We start from the raw sequence: 21,823 nt of genomic DNA, 5'->3' as shown, positions 1-21,823 counted from the left end.
ATCGTCATCGACCTGGCGGGCTTCGGCACACGCACCGATCCGCTCCAGGTCCGGGCCCGTGCCGACCTCGACGCCGTCGTCCACGCGGCCTTTCGCGCTTCAGGCGTTCGCCGGTCCCGGCTCCTGTTCGAAAACCGAGGCGACGGAATGATCATCTTCCTCCCGGCAAGCGTGTCCAAAGCGATACTGCTCCAGCCGTTCGTTCCCGCGCTGAGTACCCGGTTGCGCGCGCACAACCAGTCGGTGCGGGCGGATCACCGGATCCGTGTCCGCGTCGCCGTCCACGCCGGAGAAGTGGTCCACGGCCCGCACGGCTGGATCGGCACCGACCTCAACCTCACGTGCCGGCTGGCCGACTCGGCCGTCCTCCGTGACGAGCTCGTCCGCCGGCCACGCGCGGACCTGACGGTCGCCGTCTCCGACGTGATCCACCAAGCGGTCGTGCGGCACGGCCACCGCGGCACCGACGAGGCTTCGTACCAGGAAGTGCGGGTGGCGGTGAAGGAAGTCGCCACACGCGCGTGGATCCACACCCCCGGGGAGAACGTCCGCTCCCTGCTGCGACAGCATCCGGCCTCCGCATGAAGCCGCCGGCCGACGGCCGTGGTCGTCACTCCCGCGGGGGCAAGGCGGCCGCGGCGGCGAGCAACTGGTCGTGCGCCGCGACCAAGCCCGCCACCTTCTTCGGTGGCGGCATGTCGCCGTGGTAGCACATCCGAAGCAGCTGGCTGGCCAACGCGAGATGCCACTCCCAGCGGTTCCGCCGGAAGTCGGCGTCATCGCGCAGCTGGAGGCAGATCTGCCGCAGCTGGGAGGTGAGCCAGCCGAGCCCGCCCAGGCACGCGGTCGTCGCCGCGTCGCAGGACACGGCGTGCAGCTCGGCGGACAGGCCGCCGACGTCCGCCACCAGCCGCCGCCACACCGGAAATCCGTGGAAGAATGCGGACTCCGCGCCGGCATCGATCCCGTACATCAGGAAGTCGACGACGAGCCGGGCCGGATCCAGGGCCCAATGCGCCTTGCCGAACTCGCTGAAGTCGATGAGCGCGAGGGACGGACGCCGCCCCGGGTAAACAAGCACGTTACCGCCGTGCAGATCACCGTGACTAACGCAGACCTGGCTCGTCCGCGGCACATTCCGCTCCTGGACACCCGGCAGCCGTCCCTCGGTGACGAACGACCCGACGTCCGCCAGGACCTGACCGACGTCGTCAAGCCCAGCTCCTCGGGGATGGACCAGGAGCGGTTCGAGTTCCTCCATCGCCTTCAGCACGAAGCACTGCCGCTGGAACCGGAGACCGAGCAGGGAGAGGGCCGTCGAGCCGGAGTCTTCGACGGTCGCGTCGTACAACGTGCCGAGGCAATCGGAAAACAGCAAGTCGAACAGGTCGCACACCGACTCCGGTGCCGGCCCGCCACCGAGCCATCGTCGCAACGGCAGCGCGTCCCGGTCGAGGTGCGCTCCCGTCGCGTACCAGCCGTTCACCGGGCCGACCGGCCACTCCGGCTGAACCGGCACGACGAACCGCTGCGGCAGCTGCTGACGCGCCCGCAGGACGCCACGTGTCTCGCGGAGCAACGCTTCGGGAGCACGACTCACCTTCAGCACGTGGTGCACAGTCGGACCGCGCCGCACCCGCGCGGTTGTGGTGCAGACGCTGGCCCCGGACGCTCCCGGTATCAGGCACTTGATCCGGACGGTATCCGCGACGTCGTCCGTCACCTCCAAGATCAGCCGGTGCAACTGGGTCAAGGTCGCTTTGCCGACGTCGAAGAGAAGGGCTTGGACCGCCGGGTCGGTCCCGTCGGCGCACACGTCGACTTCGACCACACTGCCGTTGCCGAGGAGGTGGTCCCGGATGGCGGCGGCCACCACGGGAGGACTGTTGCTCATCGACTCGGTGGTGAACTCCGCCCGCCGCAGTACCTTGTGGGCTCCCAGTTCCGTGGCACGCGAAAAGAGATCGCGGCGGTGGTTGTCGCCGGTGCTGATCACGAAGACGTAAGCGCTGGGCGCGACAGCGCATGCCCGCTCGACCAGTTCCAGTCCCCGGGCCTCGTCGTCGTCCATATCCTCGCGATCGAAGAGCAGATCGATCACGAACAGGTCGAACGGCGGCTCGTCGGCGATCAGCCGGTGTGCTTCGTTCGGGTCGCCGACCATCGTCCAGGTGACCGACCAGCCCTTCGCTTCCAGCTGCTGGTTCAGCCGGAGGCTGATCGAGCTGCGGTTCTTCTCGTGGTCATCGACCATCAGGCCGCGAATGACGTGTTTCATTCAAGCTCCTTGCCAGACGCACAGGGCGATCTCCGTCGCGAACGTCCACTCGCCGTCGAGGCGCCTTCCGGTGATGGAACCGCCAAAGGGCCGAAGCTTGTCGTCGAGTGAGCGAAGACCGTGCCCGAGGTGATCACTCGGTCGCGTAGCCGTGTTGCGGACGACCAGGCGCACTCGCCTCCCATCGGCCATGATGTATTCGATCTCTACCCGGGGTGTGGCAGCCGGGATCGCGTGCTGCCGGACGTTCGCGATGATGTGCGCGACAGCCTCTACCAGCAGTGGCCCAGGACAGAAGGCCTCGGTACGTTCACCGACCTCGCGCCCAGGGCCGTGAATTCCATACCCGACCCCTGCATGGTCCGGTCGACGAGGGGGGCGAGCAGGACCGGTGCGGAATCCACTAGCTCTACGAAGAGCGCGGTGCGGGAAGTATCGAGGTGGGTCGCGGTGAACATCCGGTGCCACCAGCGAAGCCGGGCCAGGAGTTCGGCGTGCTCGTGGCGCCAGATCGGGTCATCTGGGGACCAACTTCGCTCGATCAGGTCCTTCAGCCTGTCGTGCACCGACCGAAGCTCGGGAAAGTCCGGGGAGGAAATGGCGGCCAGCAGCCGCCTCTGGTCTCGTTGACCGAGGCGATCGGACACGTAGTCGCCGGCGAGGATGTCGGTCAGCACCGTCATGTGGACCAGCGCACGCTGGCCGAGTTGCTTGTCGCACTGCTCCCAGTCGGACAGCGCCTCCCTGATCCGCGTGCTGGGCGGTCGCGCGAAAACGAGATCCTCCACGAAATCCCGGACGCGGAGGAGGGCGGCTTCCATCCGGTGGGCCTGCACGTACCGGCTGAGGTCCTCCTGAAGCAGCCACCAGCCGTGCTGGGGATTGCGAGGGCGCGGCCTCGTCTTCACCTCGACCACCGCCAGCAGTTCGTTAACGACCCCCATGGCCCTGCGCACCACCGGGGTTTCGCCGGGACCGAGCAGGCTCTCGAGCCGATCACGGCATCGGGTGAACGCCAGCCGCAGCGCCGCGTGATCGATCGGCACGTCTTCCAACGGCTTGCGGAGCAGGCGGTGGCATTCGAGGAAGAGCTGATCGCTGAACTCCCGTTCGTCGAGGGCGACCGCGCGGGAAACCAGCTTGGGCAGGAGCTCGACGAACGTCTGGGCCTCGGCCGCGGCCATCACCATGACGGCCTGGGTCCGGAACCAGGGGTGGCCGATCTGCGACCGGCTCAGAGCGGTCTCACAGATCGCGGCCAGCCGCTCCCGCGCGACGGCGAACCGGAGGGGAGGCAGTTTCAACCACGTCTGTTCGGCGGCGGTGAGCCGCAGGAGACTGTCCCTCGTCCACTTCGTGCGCGGTTCTCCTGCCGGATCGGCATCGTCGAGATCGATGATCCGGTCCAGAACCTCCTGCCGTGCGGACGTTTCCCGCAACGCCCGGAGCAGCAGACCTCGCCACCGTAGGTAGTCGGCCATCTCCTTACCCCGGATCGGCACTTTGAAGACGTCCACCGGCACCTCGCCGAAGATCTCGCCACGGGTCCGCAGCCGGGTGCGCTCCCGAAGCCTCTTCGCGTGACCGCGCAAGGGCCGCGGAGCCGATTCGGCGTACTCCTCGTACAGATCCCTGATCTCGCAGAGCGAGCAGTCGGGTACCGCCACACGGCCCAGGCTGCTGGTCGCCAGGAACCGCACCTCGGTCGGTACGGCCGGACCGGATCGCCCGTTCCGGCGGGCTCGCAGCGCACTGACCGCACGCAGCGCGTCCGAATCCTCGACGCCCAGCTGATCGAGCAGGACGAGCGCCATGATCGCGGATGCCCCGGCTTCCGCCGCGAGCCGCATCATCTGGTTGACCGATGTGGAGCTCAGGGCGCCCCAGTCGACGACCACCACCGTGCCCAGTTCCTGGGGCTCCGGCAGGCTGGCGGGGAACGTCCACCGGTTCCCGGCCACGGCTCTCGGGATCGACTCCACGGCGGTCACGCTCGCTCCGTCCGCGACGAGCACCTCCTGGACCAACAGAGCGAGCTTCCCCGCGTAGTCGTCCGCACTGCCCGGGTGCCAGATCCGGCAACGGGCGAGCCGATCGGCCGCCCCGGGGGTCTCCGATTTCCACTGCTGAGCGACCTCGCACACGGTGCAGTGAATCGCGGCACGCACCTCGTCCCCGACGTCCTTGTCGCGCAGCAGACGGTCCAGTTGCGGGTAAGCACTGAAGTGACGGGCACGCGGAATGGTCTCCACGTGCCCCAGCCGCAGAGAATCGTCGTTGCTCGCGCACCACTCGAGGAGCGTCTCCTCGGCTATCGGGTTCCGGTGCGGCGTCGGCACTTCGCCGACGTCCACCGGCCGGCGGTGTATCGGGTCGATGTCCACCGGCGTGCTGCCGGTCCGCGGGTCGCCGCCCAGGTCCACGGTGACCAGGGACACCACCGCGATGTCGCGGTTGAACATCCGGATCGGCCCGGAGTGCGACCTCGCGTCCACCACGCAGGCCACCGCGACCGGAACCGCGCTCTTGCCCACGAGCGCCGCCGCGGCCCGGCGAGCCGTGTTCTCGGTCGAAAGGATGTCGGCGCTGATGACGACGTTCGCCCGGCGTGGCACCTCCTCGCTGACCGTGATCCCGTCCAGGTCGAGTTCCCCGGGCAGGTCGTAGTACCGGCCGTCGCGGTAGAGGCACTCACTCAGTTGCGCCGCGAGCGGTGCGGAGGTCGTCGACGCCCTGGCGACCACGAGGGAGCGGTCGCGCTCCTGGCCCGGGAGAGCGGCCTCTTCGACGGCCCGTGCCTGCAGGAAGGCCACCAGGTCGTACCCGACCGTCTCGTCCACCAGCCGGTCGACATCGATCCAGCGGTCGGCCAGGCGCAGCATGGGCGTCCGGAAGAACCCTGAGAACACGCCTGGGCCACCCCGTTCGATCGCCTCGGCGAGGTGGGCCCGGGCGTACTCGCCGAGTGCCCGGACCGCGTCGCCCGCCGAGACGTGGAGAACGACCTCGGACGCGGTGACCGTGACCAGGTTCGGGTGCGCGCCGAGGGTCGGCAGCAACGCCTCGGCCGCCCGGCCCGCCGCGGCCCACAACTGCATGACCTCGGCGACCGGCAGCGCGCCTCCGGCCGCGGTCAGGCCTTCGAGTACCGCCCGCAGGCAGACCGAACCCCCGCACCACAGCGGGGTGCCGGACGCGCCCAGCACGAGGATGGGGCTCCGGGTCCGGCTGCGCTGGCCTTGCTCGCCGTCGCGCTCCTCGTCCGCGTTGAGACCGGCGACACTGAGGTCGAGGAGCCGGGGAACGGCGTTCGGGAAGACCAGGACGACCGCGGCCTGGTGGGGCGTCAGGCTGGCCACGTCGATGGCGCGGGACAGCGCGGTCTGCACGGCGACGTCGGTGGCAGCCGTGCCCGACTGCCGAACCGGTGTCGTCGCGACCACGCCGGCCGGGCGGCGGCCGTCCTGGGCGAGCAGTGCCGCTTCGTCCAGGCGGGCGCGATCGTCGTCCCCGATCCCGTGTTCCGGGTCGAACTCGCACGCGACGACCTGCCAGAGCGCGTCGGCGTGCGCACTCGAGCGCCATGCCCACGGCACGGACAGCGCGCGGGTGAGGTAGTCGCGGATGACCAGGGTGACCTCGACCAGGGTGCCTGGTGTCCACGAGGTCAGGTGCTCGCCGAAATCTTCGGTTTCGGTACCCGCGTAGACTTTGCCGGCGACGACGTCGGCGGACCGCATCATCACACTGCCGTGGTAGCTGCCGACGAGTCGCGCGACCCGCCACAGTCCGGCCGTCGCGCCGCTTTCAGCCGACCCGCTGCCGTCGGTGTACCGGTCGAACGCGCTCAGCGCGAGGTCATGGGCGGTCAGACGGGATGCTTCGGCGCTGCGCTCCCGTCCCAGCCGGCGGAGCAGGCCGCACCCGGAGTCGGCGACCACCAGTTGCAGCACCCGGCCGCCGGTGCCACCTGGCTGCAGCGCGCTGACGAGGCTGTTCGCCGACCGTGGCAGATCGTCGAGGCGGCTGACGTAGAGGTCGTCGTCCACCAAGACGGCCGCGACCAGTGCGTGCGCCGGCCCCGCCGAGCCGGCTCGGGAATGCGCGCCGACGTTTTCGACGAGTTCCGCGAGGACAGCCTGGGTGATCGCCCGGGCGTCCGACCGCGACAAGCTCATGTCGGTGAACCGCCGCAGTGCCTCACTGACGACATCAGGTCCCACGGTTCCGTTCGCGTCGACTGGTATCCAGCGGAACGGCAGGATGCGGCGACGGCGAAGCAGCTTAGACTCGGCAAGCTGTTCGGCCCCCCCGCCAGGAGCACCGTCGCCTCGGAGCCGGTCGGTTCGCGGGGCCGCGGAGTCCTCGACGCACACCGCGCCGTCAGCCCAATGACCGGGACGCAGCGCGTCGAAGAAACCGACGTCCCGCATGAACGCCCGGGCGTCCTCCCGTGCCCTCGCCTGCCAGGCCACCTGCCGCTCGATCGGTTCCAACGCGGTCCCGTCCGCCGGCTCCCCGATCTCGCCGATCCCGGTGACGGGGAGTGCCCCGGTGGGCAGGACCACGGTCGCCGGAACGCGATCGCGAACGGCACCGTCCAAGAGCACCAAGGCGCGAGCCAGCACCTCGAAGTGCACGAACTCCACCAGCGAGAAGTCGAGTCGGATTCCGCCTTCGACCGCCGAACGACGCCAGGCGCCGCTGTCGGTGAAGGGCCGGTCGGCTGCGCCCAGACACTTCTCCCAAGCGGCGACCGTCAGCAGGCAGGGCAACTGGTAAACGATCATTCTCGATATCCCCTCGATGCGCAGGTCACCGTTTCCTGTGACGTGGAAGAATCATTGAAAGATCGTCGTCTTCCCCATTCGATCACGAATCCCTCTCCCCGCCCGTTTTTGCAGCTTGTTGTCCAGGGTCTGTCCTTGACCGGGACCCGCACACCGAGGTTTGGTGGTGGGTCACGATTCCGAAAGGTTTCCCATGCCCGCCGATCCGCCTGACACCGCAACCCGCGATCTCGGTGTTTTCGCCGGACGTTGCCCCAGTCAAGCGCGATCCCCGATCCAACGGGATGGCTCACGAGAAACCCGAACATCTTCGTACGGACTCGACGCAGTTCCTCGTACGTTCTCGTACAGATGGAAACAGGTCCTCGTTCCGCCGTTCGGGCGAATCCGGCCGGTTTCGCTTCTCGATTATTCCTGATTACGCACAGCAGACCTGCACGAAAAGATCATGCCCGAGGCGAAAGGAGCACCGACTCGTGCCCGATCCAGAGATCGAACCGAGCCGGTTCAACAACCGCGAGGAATTCGGCAAAGCCCTCGAAGAGCTCTGCCTGCGGGCCGGCCTGAGTGGGCGCGAGGCCGCTCGCCGGGCCCTGATTCCGGTCACCACCCTGAACGGCTACAAGCGTGGTCGCAATCTCCCCCAAAGGAGCGGCAGAGCCGCCTTCGCCAAACTGCTGGAAGTGCTGGGGGTGCACGACGAGGAGCTCCGTCAGAGGTGGTTCGACGCGATCGAACGCCTCCGCAGACGCCCAGGCCCGGAACCCGCGGGCAGCCCCGTCCCCTACCGCGGCCTGGAAGCGTTCGGCGAGCAGGACACGGAGTGGTTCTTCGGAAGGTCCAAGATAACGGACCTCATCCTGAGCAGGATCCGCAGCCGGGACTCGCGCGGCCGTCCGCTGTTCGTCGTGGGTTCCTCCGGTGTCGGCAAGTCCTCGGTGTTGCAGGCCGGTGTGATGCCGGCCCTCGCCACCCCGGCCGAGGGCGACCGGCTTGTCATGTTCATGACGCCCGGCACGAACCCGTGTGTACGGCTCGCGGCTCTGCTGGGAGTCGAACAGGACGATGTCGTACGGCAACTCGAGACGGAACCGGCGGACGTGGCCTGGTTGCTCCTGCACCCGGCTTTGCGGCGACGTCTCGAAGACGACGGCCGCGACAGCGCGGTGCTGATCGTCGACCAGTTCGAAGAGATTTTCAGCGCCGAAGTCGGAGACACCGACCGCCAGGCTTTCCTGCGCACGATCGCCTACCTCGCCGACCGGCACGCCAGCGGGGCCGGGCCGACGGTCGTGGTGCTGGGCATGCGCGCGGACTTCTTCCCGCAGGCGACGGATGATCCCATGCTCGCCACAGCGCTCAACGACGGCCAGGTCGTCATCGGGCCGATGTCCCGTGAGGAACTCTCGGACGTCATCGCCGGCCCGGCCGCCAAGGCGAACCTGTCTCTCGAGCCCGGTTTGGTCGACCTCATCCTGCGTGACCTCGCACCGGCCGGCTCGGCCGCGGCCTGTGATTCCGGTGCGCTGCCGCTGCTCGCCCACGCCTTGCGCATGACCTGGGAGCGCCGCGAGAACGGCAGTCTGACGGTGACCGGGTACCGCGATTGCGGCGGCATCCGGCAGGCGGTCGCGCAGACCGCCGACGCCATCCACGAGCAGCTCGAGCCCGCGGCCCGCGCGCGGGCGCGCAGCATCTTCCTGCGCCTCGTCCACACCGGTGACGCGCTGCCGGACACCCGCCGCCGGATACCCGCCGCCGAGATCGAGGACGGTTCGGCCGACGAGGTCTCGGCCGAGGTACTGGACCGGTTCGTCCAGGGACGGTTGCTCAGCATCGCCGAGGACGGCGTCGAAATCGCACACGAGGCACTCATCCTTGCCTGGCCACGGCTTCGGAACTGGCTGGACGACGACCGGGCCGGCCACGCTCTGCACCGCAAGCTCGGGCTGGCCGCACGAGCTTGGCAGGACGCCGGCGACGACGTGGATCTGCTCTACCGTGGTGGCCTCCTCACGGCGGCGAACGAATGGGCGGAGAAGGCGAGCCACCGGAACCTGCTCAACGCCACGGAGCGCGAGTTCCTGGCCTCGTCGAACGTGCGCCACGGCGAGGAACAGCGGGACCTGCGTACCCGAAGCCGGATCCGGCGTGGCCTCATCTCGATCATCGCCGTCTGCGTGCTGTTGGCGAGCGCCATGATCACCTACGCGATCACCCAGTCGGCGGCGTCGACGCGGCAACGGGACCTGAGCCAGTCACGAGAACTCGCCTCTCAGGCAGATCGGTTCCGCACAAGCGACGTGTCATTGGCCGCGCAACTGAGCCTCGCCGCGTACCGGATCTCGCCCACACCGCAAGCGAGGGCGAGCCTCCTCGACTCCACTGCAAGCCCTCTCGCGGCCAGGCTCCTCGGTCCGCTGCAGGTCCTGCAAGCCGTCGCCGCGACCGAAAACGGCTCCTTGCTCGCGACCGGCGGTACCGGCAAGCAGGTCCAGCTGTGGACCCGCAGGCCCGGTGAACCGGCAGTTCAAGCGGGCCCGCCCCTCGACGGGGCCGGTGACACCATCTTCACGCTGGCCCTCAGGCCACGCGGGGACCTCCTGGCGGCCGGCGGCGGTGATCGCCGAATCCACCTGTGGAACGTCACGAACCCGGCGCATCCCGAACCGATCGGCGACCCGATCGCCGGCTTCGGCAACACGATCTACGCGACCGCGTTCAGCCCGGATGGCACGCTGCTCGCGGTGGGATCGGCGGACAACACGGTCCGGCTCTTCTCGATGACCGATCCGGCACGCCCCGCGCTCGTGACGACGTTGACCGGTTTCACCGGCTTCGTCCAAACGGTTGCGTTCGCCCCGGACGGCCACACGCTCGCCGCGGGCGGTGCCGATCACACGGTGCACCTCTGGGATCTGGGAGAGCCGAGCCGCCCCGTCCTGCTCGGTGAACCGCTGAGCGGACCGGGAGGCAAGGTCTTGGCCGTGGCGTTCGCCGGCAAGGGCCACACGCTCGCGGCGGCCAGCGCGGACAAGAGCGTCTACTTGTGGGACACCACCGATGTCCGCCGACCGGTCCCGGCCCCCACACTGACCGGGGCAACCGGACGGGTCAACGCGATCGCCTTCGGACCGGACGGCGTCACCCTCGCGGCGGGCAGTTCCGACAGCTCGGTCCGGGTCTGGGACCGGACGACGGGCCGCGTGATCGTGTCCCTCCCGCACCCCGGTCCCGTGACCGGCGTGGAGTTCCTCGACGGCGGAACCGTGCTTGCCACGGTGGCGGCCGACGGCGTCACACGGCTGTGGCCGGTACCGGGACAGCGGATCGGGAACCGGGCCAACAGCGTTCTGTCGCTGGAGTACGCCGTCGACCACAACACCCTGATCACGAGCGCGGGCTACACATCGAGCACGACGGAACTGTGGGACACCACCGACCCGGCACACCCGGTGCAGCGCGGTGCGGCTCTGTCGAACCCCCACGCAGGTGACAACTTCTCCGGCTCGGTGGCCCTGAGCCCGGACGGGCGGACCGCCGCGACCGGCCTCGACGACGGGCTCGTGGTCCTGTTCGACGTGTCGAACCCGGCCGCTCCCGTGGTTCTCGGCCCGCCGCTGCACGCGAGCGACAGCCTGGTGGAGACCCTGGAGTTCAGTCGCGACGGCCGGCACCTCGCGGTCGGCACCGACGAACACGTCGTCACGCTCTGGGACTTGACCGATCTCAAGTCGATCACCCGGGTAGCCACCCTCGACGGCCCGGGCAACAGCGTGTACTCACTGACGTTCAGCGCCGACGACACCCTGCTGGCGGCGGGCAGCCTCGACAGCAAGGTCTGGCTTTGGGACATCAGCCGCCCGGATTCGCCGCGCCGCCTCCAGCCGTTGGAGGGGTTCGCCGGCTACGTCCACTCGGTGGTGTTCGCCCCGAAGGGCCGGCTCCTCGCCGGAGGCAGTGCGGACAAGACGGTCCGGCTGTGGGACCTGAAAGATCCCGCGGCCCCCGAAGTGCTGGGCAACCCCTTGGTCGGCGCGACCAACTACGTCTACTCGGTGGCGTTCAGCCCCGATGGTGCCACCCTCGCCGCGGGCGGCTACGACCACACGATCTGGACGTGGGACATCAGCGATCCGCGGTCGCCGCGGTGGCTCGCAACGCTGACAGCGGCCCAGGACTCGGTCTTCGTCGTCGAGTTCGCCCCCGACGGACGCACCCTCACCGCCGGCACCTCGGAAAAGGCCATCCGGCTCTGGGAAACCGATCCGGACCGGGCGGCCGCCCGGATCTGCGCCGCCGTCGGCCAGCGGATCACCGAGCAGGAGTGGTCGCGTTATGTGCCTGACCGCTCCTACGACCCACAGTGCTGATCATCCCTGGGCCAGGCGAGCCGCGATCAGGCGGTTGACGGAAACGTGGTGCTCGTTCAGGTAGAAGTGCGCCCCCGGGTACGTGCGCAGCTCGAACTCCCCCGACGTGTGCGTCGCCCACTGGCGGGCCTCCTCGGAGGTCACCTTCGGGTCGTGGTCGCCGATCAGGGCCAGGATCGGGCAGCTGACGTCGGGGCCCGGGCGGTAGCGGTAGGTCTCCGCGGCCTTGTAGTCGTTGCGCAGCGCCGGGAGGACCATGCGGATGATCTCGTCGTCCTCCAGGACCTTGGCGTCCGTGCCGCTCAGGCGTTTGACCTCGGCGAGCAGGCCGTCGTCGCTTTCCAGGTGGTAGCGCTCGTCGCGGAACGCCGAAGGCGCGCGGCGGCCCGAGACGTACAGGCCCAGCAGCTTCGTGCCGCGGGCTTCCAGGCGGCGGGCGACCTCGAAGGCGAGGCTGGCGCCCATGCTGTGGCCGAAGAACGCCAGCGGACCCGGCTCGGCGCCGAGGATCTCGGCCAGCTGGTCGGCGAGCACGAACAGGTCGTCCACCAGCGGGTCGTTACGGCGGTCCTGGCGGCCCGGGTACTGGACGGCCAGGACCTCCACCGACGGCGAAAGCGCCGACGACACGGGGTGGAAGTAGCTCGCCGAGCCCCCGGCGTGCGGGAAGCAGACCAGGCGGGCCTTCGCGGCCGGGGCCGGGTGGAACCGCCGGATCCACAGCTGGCTGTCCAGGGAGAGCGTCATGGCCGGTCCTTCCGCGTTTCGGCTGTACACGCCGAATCTCTCAGGCGGGAAAGCGCGGGTCGACCCCTAGGTTCCGGATCAGGGGTTCTGGGGGCCGGGCGGGGCAGACAGGGGGCCGACGTGCTGGTTTGGACGATGCCCGCCGGTTTGAATGGCTTACCGGGAACCGGCATCCGGCCGCGAGGGGAACCCGCCGAAATAACACCATGGGGTGAGTCATGACCGCCACCGAGGATTTCGTTGTCGGTGACCTGCCGTCGCTCGACATCGAGGCGAAGGTCGCCGAGCTGGCCGAGCTGCGGGCGCACGCCGTGTCACCTTCCCAGCGCGCGACCGACCAGCAGCACGCCAAGGGCAAGCTCACCGTGCGGGAGCGGATCGGCCTGCTCTTCGACGAGGGCACCTTCCACGAGATCGAGCAGCTGCGGCGCCACCGCGCCACCGGCTTCGGGCTCGAGGACCGGCGGCCCTACTCCGACGGCGTGGTCACCGGCTGGGGCCAGGTCTTCGGCCGGCGCGTCTTCGTCTACGCCCACGACTTCCGGATCTTCGGCGGCTCGCTCGGCGAGGCGCACGCGGAGAAGATCCACAAGCTGATGGACCTCGCCGAATCCGCCGGCGCGCCGCTGGTGTCCCTTTCGGACGGTGCTGGCGCGCGGATCCAGGAGGGTGTCGCCGCACTGGCCGGGTACGGCGGGATCTTCCGCCGCAACGTCAAGGCGTCCGGGGTGATCCCGCAGATCAGCGTGATGCTCGGCCCGTGCGCCGGCGGCGCGACCTACTCGCCCGCGCTGACCGACTTCGTGTTCATGGTCCGCGACATCGCGCAGATGTACCTCACCGGGCCGGACGTCGTCCGCTCGGTCACCGGCGAGGACATCACCCACGAGCAACTCGGCGGCGCGGACGTGCACGCCGGGGTGTCCGGCGCCGCCGGGTTCGTCCACGACACCGAGGAAGAGTGCCTCGAAGAGGTCCGGCACCTGATCTCGATGCTGCCGTCGAACAACCGTGAGCTGCCGCCGTCGCTGCCGCCCGGCGAGCCGGTGGACCGGCCGAACCCGGCGCTGCTGGACCTGGTGCCGGTCGACGCGAACCGCGTCTACGACATGCGCGAGGTCATCGAGGAGATCGTCGACTACGGGCACTTCTTCGAGGTGCACGCGAGCTGGGCGCCGAACGTCCTGTGCGGGCTCGCGCGGCTCGGCGGCGAGGTCGTCGGGATCGTGGCGAACCAGCCGTCGTCCTTCGCCGGGGTGCTGGACATCCACGCGTCGGAGAAGGCCGCGCGGTTCGTCCAGACGTGTGACGCCTTCAGCATCCCGCTCGTGACCCTCGTGGACGTGCCGGGGTTCCTGCCCGGCCGTGAGCAGGAGCACGGCGGCATCATCCGACACGGCGCGAAGCTGCTCTACGCCTACTGCAACGCGACCGTGCCGCGGGTGCAGGTCATCCTGCGCAAGGCCTACGGCGGCGCGTACATCGTGATGGACTCCCGCTCGATCGGCTGTGACCTGTCCTTCGCCTGGCCCACCAACGAGATCGCCGTGATGGGCGCCGAGGGGGCCGCGAACGTCGTGTTCCGGCGCGAGATCGCCGCGGCCGACGACCCGGAAGAGGCGCGCCGCCAGCGCATCAAGGAGTACCGGACCGAGCTGATGCACCCCTACCACGCCGCCGAGCGCGGCCTGGTCGACGACGTGATCGACCCTGCCGAGACCCGGCCGGTCCTCATCGAGGCGCTCGCGGTGCTGCGGACCAAGTACGCCGCGCAGCCCGCGCGCAAGCACGGGAACCCGCCGGTATGAGCGACCTCTTCCTCACCGTGTCGAACGGCTACCCCGACGACGAGGAGCTGGCCGCGGTGCTCGCCGTCTTCGGCGCGCTGGGCCGCACGAAACGCCCGAAGCGGGACCGGCCGCCCACCCCCGCACCGTGGCGCCGCGCCGCGGGGTACACCCCACCGGGCGCCTGGATGAGCCGCACCCGATAAGTAGGGGTGCCTTCGTTCTTGCCCGCTGGTTAGCGTGGAAGCATGAGCGACCAAGACGTACTCCGTGTGTCCAATGTGGACAGAGAACGCGCCGCGCGCCTGCTGCAGGACGCGCTCGGCCAAGGCATGCTGGACATCGAAGAGTTCGCCCAGCGCTCGGCCGCGGCGGCGGCCGCGCGCACCCGCGGCGACCTCGCGCCGCTGCTCGCCGACCTGCCCGCCGCCCACGAAGCACCGCTCGCCGCGATCGAGACGCCGCCGCTGGTGCTCAAGGCGGGCATGGGCGACGTCAAGCGCACCGGCCCGTGGGACGTGCCGAGCCGCATCGACGCCAAGTGCTCCTCCGGCGACGTCCGGATCGACTTCAGCGAAGCGACGTGCCCGCACCGGGAGGTCACGCTGAACCTGGACTGCGGCTGGGGCACCATCCTCGTCATCGTGCCGCGCGGCTGGACCCTGGTGTTCGAGGCCATGGAGACCGGCGCCGGCGACATCACCAACAAGGTCACCGCACCGCCTGAGCCCGGCCTGCCGGTGCTGCGCGCGCACTGCCGGGTCACCGCGGGCAACATCCGCTTCCGCCACCCCCGCTGAACGCCGCCGTTCTGCCACGCACCCGCGAAAAGGCCCGGCTCACCGAGTGAGCCGGGCCTTTCTCTTGCGCTCAGCGGGCCGCCGCGTGCTCGCGGCCGTTCTCCTTCTCCTCTTCCGGCTCTTCGGCTTCCTCCGCCGCCGCCAAGGCTTCCGCCTTGCGCTTGGCGACGCGGTGCATCAGCACGACCATGCCGAACGAGCAGGCGCCCAGCACGATCGAGCCGATGGCCACCAGCACCCGCAGCCCGGACGGCACGTGGGCGACCAGGAACCAGCCCGGCAGGGTCGCGCCGAACAGGCTCAGGCCCAGCGACACGAACCCTTGCGGGATCACCAGCAGGACACCGAGCAGGACGAACAGCGCGACCAAGGCGTTCTGGGGGCCGCTGAGGTCGTCCTTCTTCTCCGGCTCCTCCTGCTCGCCCTCCGCCAGCTCGTCGGCGGAGACCTTGACCTCGGCCCGGACGCCCTTGCGCATCAGGTCGAGGATCTCCGGGCCCGCCTTCTCCAGGCGGCGGTAGGCAAGCCTGCCGAACAGCCAGTAGTAGAACGCGCCGGTGAGCAGGCCCGCCGCGACACCCGCCCAGCCGAGCAGCGTGTTGTCCGTGCGGAACCCGATCAGCACGACGACCGCGGCCGGCACGGCCAGCAGGATCTGACCGAACAGCATGCCGAAGATCTTCAGCCGGACCTGGTCGCCGCTTTCGTCGGTGAAGCCGTCCATCGGGTTGCCGCCGGGGCGGTCCTGGAACGGCGCGACACCGACCAGCGAAACCAGCGGCACCAGGCCCGCCGCCCCGCCGAGCATCGCCGGCAGCACGGCCAGCACCCACGGCCACGCCCAGCCCTGCCCGCTGACCAGCGTCAGCAGCGCGGTCAGCACGAGCACCGGGACGGCGACCAGCAGCAGCCACGCGACCTGCCGGGCGCGGACGTCGACGCGTTCGGACGCCGGGGCGACCAGGGTCAGCCACAGCGCGCCGGCGTCGAGGCCGTAGACGTTCGCCGACAGCGCGCCGGCGAACAGCGCGGTGATCACGCCCGCGAAGGGCAGCATCACGGTGTTGCCGTCGAGCAGCGGGAACAGCCCGCTGAACAGGCCCGCCCAGAGCGCGATGCTCAGGAACCGGGCGCGGCGCAGGTCACGGACCCACAGCCGCAGTTCCTTGCCCAGCACGCCACCGAACGGCCCGCCCGGCAGGATTCGCTTGGTGGCCAGGCTGTCGCCGCCGGTCTGTGTCGTGCCGCCGTCCGAGAGACCCCGGACCAGCTGGCGCGAAAGCAGCGCCGAGAACACGAAGAACAGCACCGCGCCCAGGACGGCGAGACCGCCCAGGGAAAGTGCGACGGTGCCCCAGTTCCCCTTGGCCGCCGCGTCCACCGCGACGACCGCCCAGCTGGACGGGAGGATCCGCAGCACGATGCCGCCACCGTCGGCCCAGCCGCCGCTGAACGTGCGGATCGCCAGGCCGATGTCCATCCAGCCGGTGTTCTGCAGGCCCAGCACGAACCCGACGACCAACGACGAGAGCTCCCAGCCGAAGCGCGACCGGACCAGCCGGCCCAGCGCCTGCATGCCGACCTTCGACAGCACGACGACGAACCACAGCTGCAGCAGCACGGCGGGGATCGCGACCAGCGCCGCGACCAGGCCGAGGTGCGCGCCGTAGACGATCAGCACGGCGAACGCGACCAGCGCGACCACCGGCGTGATGCCGACGAACCCGGCGCCGACCATGCCGATGGCCAGGGTGCGCGGGCGGATCGGCAGCAGGGTGAAGTACTCCAGCCGCAGCACCGCGTCGCCGCCGGTGAGCATCGGGCCGAACAGCCAGCCCAGCGTCCACACCATCAGCAGCAGGGACAGCACCGCGACCGCGGTTTCGGGCGAGCCGAAGTGCGAGAACCCGACCACGAGCGTGCCGATCGCGAGGACCAGGCCGATCGACCCGCCCGCGAGCATGCTGGCCGCGCGCTGCCCGCTCATCGAGCGGCGCAGCACCGCCAGCTTCATCCGGATCAGGACGCCAACCACGCCAGCCCCTCCATCCCCCCGGTGCGGGCGCCAACGAGCTCCACGAAGACGTCCTCGAGGCCGCGGCCGGCGCGGACCTCGTCCACCGGCCCGGACGCGGCGACCTGGCCGCGGGCGATCACCGCGACGTGGTCGCAGAGCTGCTCGACCAGCGCCATCACGTGGCTGGAGAACACGACCGAGCCGCCGGAGGCGACGAAGCGCTGCAGGATCGTGCGGATGGTGGCCGCGGAGACCGGGTCGACCGCTTCGAACGGCTCGTCCAGCACCAGCAGCTTGGGCGCGTGCAGCAACGCCGTCGCCAGGCCGATCTTCTTCCGCATGCCGGTGGAGTAGTCGATCACCAGGGTGCGGTTGGCCTCGGTCAGCTCGAGGACCTCCAGCAGCTCGCTCGCGCGTTCGTCGATCTGCGCCTCCGGCAGCCCGCGCAGCAGGCCCTGGTACGTCAGCAGCTCACGGCCGGTGAGGCGCTCGGGCAGGGACATGCCGTCGGGCAGCACGCCGACGAGGGCCTTGGCGTGCACCGGATCGGCCCAGACGTCGACGCCGAAGATGTGCGACGCGCCGGCGTCCGGGCGGAGCAGGCCCACGGCCATCGAGAGCGACGTCGTCTTGCCCGCCCCGTTGGGCCCGACCAGGCCGTAGAACGAACCCTTCGGCACGGCGAGGTCGACCCCGTCCACCGCGACCTTCCGGCCGAATCTCTTGCGCAACCCGGACAGCCGGAGCGCGGGTGCACTTTCGTCGATCGTAGGCACGTGGCTCATCCCCATGGTTCGGGCGGCCCGCCGGCCGCGCTTTACCGGGCACAGCGTAGCGGCCGGGCGGGGAAAAGAGAACGCGGCACAACTGAACAGTTCGTGCCCCCGGATAAGGGTGGGCATAGGGGTTACGAATCGGCGTGTCGCGCAAATAAGGTGGCAGCCAACTGCCAAGTCGACCAAACCGGCCGAATCAGACTAACCACCCCGGGCAGCAAAAGCAATTCCGAGCCGAGGGAAGAGCCGATGACGACATCGACCGACAGCGACCTGGAGGCCCAGCTCCGCACCGCGCGGGCCGGGCTGACCTCGCTCGGCGCGCTGGGCGACCGGATCGCCACGCTGATGCTCGGCCCGGAGGACCCGTACGCGGTGTATGCGCAGATGCGGGCCCGCGGGCCGGTGCAGAAGAGCCGGATCGGGATCTACGCGGTGCTCGGCCGCGACCTCGCCGACAGCGTGCTGCGCGACCGCCGGTTCGGCCGCCGCACGCTCGGCGGTTACTGGCCGCAGGGCACGTCCACGTTCGACAATTCCTTCCTCGCGATGGACCCGCCGGAACACACCCGGCTGCGGAAACTCGCGATGCCGGCATTCAGCCCGAAGACCATCGGGGCGCTGCGCCCGGATATCGAACGGGCGTGCCGTGAACTGCTCGACGACGTCGATTCCAGCAAACCGTTCGACTTGATGGAGAAATACGCCAAACGCGTTCCGTGCGCGGTGATCGCGACGTTGTTCGGAATTCCGGAATCGCGCCAGGCGGAGTTCGACGAGCTCGCCGCCGGGCTGAGCCTGGTGCTCGACGGCGTCGTCTCGCTCGAGGAGGCCAAGCGGCTGCAGGACGCCGTCGACGGCATGACGGCGCTGTTCACCGAGCTGCTCGCGATGCGCGTCGTCGAACCGGGCGACGACCTGGTCAGCCGGCTGCTGCGGTCGGTGGACGGCGACAAGCTGACCGCGGACGAGCTGGTCGCGATGTGCGGGATGCTGTCGCTGGCCGGCACCGAGACCACGGTCAACCTGATCGGCAACGGCACGCTCGCCCTGCTGGAGCACCCCGGGCAGTGGGACCTGCTGCGCGCCGAACCGGACCTCGCGCCGAAGGCCGTCGAGGAGGCGCTGCGCTACGACACCTCGGTGCTGATGCAGGCGCGGTTCGCGCACGAGGAGGTCGAGCTGGGCGGCAAGCGGATCCCGGTCGACAGCCAGGTGACCATCCTGACCGGCGCGTGCAACCGCGACCCGGAGGCGTTCGACCGCCCGGACGTCTTCGACCTGCGGCGCCCGCCGGGCCCGGACCACATCTCGTTCTCCAGCGGCATCCACTACTGCGTCGGCGCCCCCTTGGCCCGCCTGGAGGGTGACGTCGCGTTCCGCGTGCTGCAGGAACGCTTCCCGACCTTGCAACGAGCCGGCGAGGTGACGCGCCGGACGTCCCCCTTCATCCGCGGCCTGCACGCGTTCCCGGTGACCGCCTGACCCTCCCGCGCCGAAAAAAGGAGGGACCCCGGCGCGGAGGGGCGCGCCGGGGTCCGAGGGGGAGGGTGGTCAGGGGGTCCGGAGCAGGTCGCGGACGTGGTCCGCGAGCTGGCCCGGGGTGGGCATCGAGAAGACGTCCGTGAGCTTCAAACCCACGCCCGTCAGGTCCTCGACGTGCTGCACCAGCTGGACGCCGAGCAGGGAGTGCCCGCCGACGACGAAGAAGTTCGTGTCCGCCGCGACGTCCTGGCGGCCCAGCAGGCCGGCCCACAGGCCGATCAGCGTGTCCAGCAGGTCGCCGTCGGCGGCCGGGGAGCCCGGTTCCTGCCCGGCCTCGGTGCGCCGGGCGGCGGCCAGGCGGGTCAGGGCCGGGTAGTCGATCTTCTCCGTCACCGTGGTCGGCAGCCGGTCGAGGGGGACGAACTCGTGCGGGACGGCGGCCCGGGGCAGCTCGGCCCGGGCGTGCTGCCACAGCCGGTCGGCCAGCCCCGGTGAGTCCGCCCCTTCGACGAACGCCACCAGGATGCCGCCCGCACTCGGTTCGCCGACCAGGACGACCGCAACGCCGGACACCTCCGGGTGCTCGGCCAGCACGGCTTCGACTTCGCCGAGCTCGATCCGGTTGCCGCGCAGCTTGATCTGCCGGTCGACCCGGCCAACCAGTTCCAGCGTGCCGTCGTGGCGCCAGCGGCCCTGGTCGCCCGTGCGGTAGAAGCGCCCGTGCACCGGGTGCTCGCGGAACTTGTCCGCGGTCAGCTCGGGCCGGTTGTGGTAGCCGATGGCGACGCCGCCGCCGGCGATGCACAGCTCGCCGTGCACCCCCGGCGGGAGCTCGCGCCCGGCGTCGTCGGCGACGAACACCGTGGTGTTGCGGATCGGCCTGCCGACGACGACGGCGTCGTCCGGCGAGGTCAGCCGCGCCGCGGTGGACCAGACGCACGTCTCGGTCGGGCCGTAGAGGTTGCGCAGTTCGCACCCGGTGGCGACGAGCCGCCGGAACAGCGCAGGCGGCATCGGCTCGCCGCCGCAGACCACCTTGACCCCGGCCAGGAGGTCGGCGACGTCGTCCAGGACGAGCCGCCACGTCGTGGGCGTCGCCTGCAGGAAGTCGACGCGGTGCTCGGAAAGCACGGCACGCAGCGACTTGCCGTCGGTGCGGGCCTCGTCCGGCGCGACGACGAGCGTGGCCCCGGCGTACAGCGGCAGGAACAGGTCCATCACCGACATGTCGAACGCGAACGTCGTCATCCACAGCCCGCCGTCGCCCGGGCCCAGCCCGGTCTCGGCCCGGAAGTGCGTGACCAGGTTGGCGAGGTTGCGGTGCGCGAGGACCGTGCCCTTGGGCTTGCCGGTCGAGCCCGAGGTGTAGATCAGGTACGCGGGTGCGTTGTCCGCCTCGTCACCTTCCACGACAAGGGTGTCCGGAACGGACGGTCCGTCGGCCGTGATGCCCGGCAGCGGCAGCACGGTCCGGCCTTCGACACCGAGAGAGTCGAGGGAGACGCCGTCGCCGGCCAGCAGTACCCGGGCCCCGGAGTCGGTGAGCTGGTGCTCGACGCGGTGCGCCGGGTGGTCGGGGTCGATCGGCAGGTAGGCCGCGCCGATCAGCCAGCAGCCGAACACCGCCGCGACGAGCTCGGCGCCGCGCCGGCCGACGAGGCCGACGACCTCGCCGGGGCCGACCCCCTGGCCGCGCAACAGTTCGGCGGTAGCCTGGGCGGTGAGCCACAGCTCGCGGTAGGTCACCGCCCGGTCGCCGTCGCGGACGGCGACCGCGGCCGGCTGGGTGGCGGCGTGGTCGGCGACCGCCTCGAGGACTGTGCGCGCCCGAGCCGGCCGCCGGGTCTTGTTGGCCGCGTCGACCACGGCCCGGTCGGCGGGGCTGAACAGCGGCAGCTCCCCCACCGGCCGCCGCGCGTCGGCGCCGGCGGCGACGAGCAGCGCGTCGTAGCGCCGCAGCAGCGCCTCGACGTCGGCGCGGGTGTGCGAGCCGGTCGCGTACCGTCCTTTGAGGACGGTGGCGTCCGCGTCCGCCTGCACCACCAGTTCCAGGTCGAACTTGCTGGTGCCGTTCTCGACGCTGACCGGCCGGGTGTGCACCCCGCCGATGCCGAAGCGCGGCAGCCCGCCGCCCGGCTGGTAGTTGAACAGGTGCCGGAAGATCGTGCTGCGCCAGTCGGAGCTCGCCCGCGGCAGCTCCGGGAGGAGCAGGTCGACCGGGACGTCGGCGTGCGCCAGCGCGTCGAAGTACACCGAGCGGGTGCGGGCGACGAGGTCGGCGAAGCCGGCGCCGAACTCCACACCGACCCGCAGCGGCAGCACGTTCACGTGGTAGCCGACGGCGGACTGGACGTGCGGCGGCCGGGTGTTCACCGGCGTGCCGACGACCAGGTCCGGCCCGGCGCCGTGCCGGGCCAGCAGCAGGTAGTAGGCGCCCATGTGGACGACCGCGTCGGGGGCCCGCAGCTCGCGCCGCAGGCGGTCGAGGGCGGCGAGGGCCTCGCGGGAGAGCCGGTGTTCTACGAAGTCCCCGTCCAGGACGGACCCGGACGGCTCGGGCGTGCCGACCGAGAGCTCGAGAGCGGTGGCGTCGAACCCCGTGAGGTGTTCGCGCCAGTAGGCGATCCCGGTCTCGGTCGGCACGACGTCGGGGGTGGCGCGGACCTCGCCCGCCAGCACGGCCGGGCACGAGCGTCCGACGGCCAGCGCTTCGTAGGCCTTCGCCAGTTCGGTGCAGAAGACGGCGGCGGAAATGGTGTCGAAGACGAGG

The 21,823-nt window shown here is 70.4% G+C and carries 12 protein-coding genes; 6 read left to right on the top strand and 6 right to left on the bottom strand.

What is annotated here, in order from left to right; all coding sequences use genetic code 11:
• Positions 1–147 precede the first annotated feature (147 nt).
• Entirely contained in the window at positions 148–585 is a 438-nt protein-coding gene (locus ACGFMK_RS27990) for a hypothetical protein (RefSeq protein ID WP_392769152.1), read from the top strand.
• 25 nt (positions 586–610) lie between these two features.
• Here ACGFMK_RS27990 and ACGFMK_RS27985 read toward each other — a convergent pair whose 3' ends face one another.
• The gene (locus tag ACGFMK_RS27985; protein ID WP_392769150.1) at positions 611–2,278 is read right to left on the bottom strand and encodes a phosphotransferase; all 1,668 of its coding nucleotides are present in this window, start codon (positions 2,276–2,278) and stop codon (positions 611–613) included.
• Positions 2,279–2,550: 272 nt separating this feature from the next.
• Positions 2,551–7,068 (bottom strand): hypothetical protein, encoded by a 4,518-nt coding sequence (locus ACGFMK_RS27980; protein ID WP_392769147.1) that lies wholly within the window; start codon positions 7,066–7,068, stop codon positions 2,551–2,553.
• Positions 7,069–7,544: 476 nt separating this feature from the next.
• On the opposite strand from ACGFMK_RS27980, the gene ACGFMK_RS27975 reads away from it, so the two are divergent.
• Positions 7,545–11,441, top strand: a complete 3,897-nt coding sequence (locus tag ACGFMK_RS27975) for an AAA family ATPase (protein ID WP_392769145.1) — start codon at positions 7,545–7,547, stop codon at positions 11,439–11,441.
• Here the strand turns inward: ACGFMK_RS27975 and ACGFMK_RS27970 are convergent, their stop codons facing one another.
• On the bottom strand, positions 11,442–12,188 hold the full coding sequence (locus ACGFMK_RS27970) for a thioesterase II family protein (protein WP_392769143.1): 747 nt from the start codon (positions 12,186–12,188) through the stop codon (positions 11,442–11,444).
• Positions 12,189–12,406: 218 nt separating this feature from the next.
• Between ACGFMK_RS27970 and ACGFMK_RS27965 the strand changes: the two genes are divergently transcribed.
• Genes ACGFMK_RS27965 through ACGFMK_RS27955 form a run of 3 tightly spaced genes read left to right on the top strand, consistent with a single transcriptional unit; the run spans position 12,407 to position 14,775 of the window.
• A complete protein-coding gene (locus ACGFMK_RS27965; protein WP_392769140.1) occupies positions 12,407–13,996 on the top strand; it encodes an acyl-CoA carboxylase subunit beta in 1,590 nt (529 codons plus the stop codon).
• Entirely contained in the window at positions 13,993–14,181 is a 189-nt protein-coding gene (locus ACGFMK_RS27960) for an acyl-CoA carboxylase subunit epsilon (RefSeq protein WP_392769137.1), read from the top strand. Before ACGFMK_RS27965 ends, ACGFMK_RS27960 begins: the two co-directional genes overlap by 4 nt.
• A 42-nt stretch (positions 14,182–14,223) precedes the next feature.
• The gene (locus tag ACGFMK_RS27955) at positions 14,224–14,775 is read left to right on the top strand and encodes a DUF1707 domain-containing protein (RefSeq protein WP_392769134.1); all 552 of its coding nucleotides are present in this window, start codon (positions 14,224–14,226) and stop codon (positions 14,773–14,775) included.
• A 70-nt stretch (positions 14,776–14,845) separates the two neighbouring features.
• On the opposite strand, the gene ACGFMK_RS27950 is transcribed toward ACGFMK_RS27955, so the two are convergent.
• Together ACGFMK_RS27950 and ACGFMK_RS27945 are read right to left on the bottom strand one after the other, a co-directional pair.
• Positions 14,846–16,810 carry a hypothetical protein gene (locus ACGFMK_RS27950; protein ID WP_392769131.1) on the bottom strand — a complete coding sequence of 655 codons (1,965 nt, stop codon included), beginning with the start codon at positions 16,808–16,810 and terminating at the stop codon, positions 14,846–14,848.
• On the bottom strand, positions 16,795–17,568 hold the full coding sequence (locus ACGFMK_RS27945; RefSeq protein ID WP_392769129.1) for an ABC transporter ATP-binding protein: 774 nt from the start codon (positions 17,566–17,568) through the stop codon (positions 16,795–16,797). Before ACGFMK_RS27945 ends, ACGFMK_RS27950 begins: the two co-directional genes overlap by 16 nt.
• Before the next feature lie 249 nt (positions 17,569–17,817).
• Between ACGFMK_RS27945 and ACGFMK_RS27940 the strand changes: the two genes are divergently transcribed.
• Positions 17,818–19,053 carry a cytochrome P450 gene (locus ACGFMK_RS27940; RefSeq protein WP_392769127.1) on the top strand — a complete coding sequence of 412 codons (1,236 nt, stop codon included), beginning with the start codon at positions 17,818–17,820 and terminating at the stop codon, positions 19,051–19,053.
• A gap of 69 nt (positions 19,054–19,122) precedes the next feature.
• On the opposite strand, the gene ACGFMK_RS27935 is transcribed toward ACGFMK_RS27940, so the two are convergent.
• The coding region (locus ACGFMK_RS27935) for an amino acid adenylation domain-containing protein (RefSeq protein WP_392769125.1) at positions 19,123–21,823 on the bottom strand (2,701 nt) is incomplete at its 5' end.

Origin of the sequence: Amycolatopsis sp. NPDC049252 (assembly GCF_043197175.1) — a bacterium.
Classification (GTDB): Bacteria; Actinomycetota; Actinomycetes; order Mycobacteriales; family Pseudonocardiaceae; genus Amycolatopsis.
Note: the sequence above shows the minus strand (reverse complement) of the source record. Positions and strands in the feature narration are given on the sequence as shown.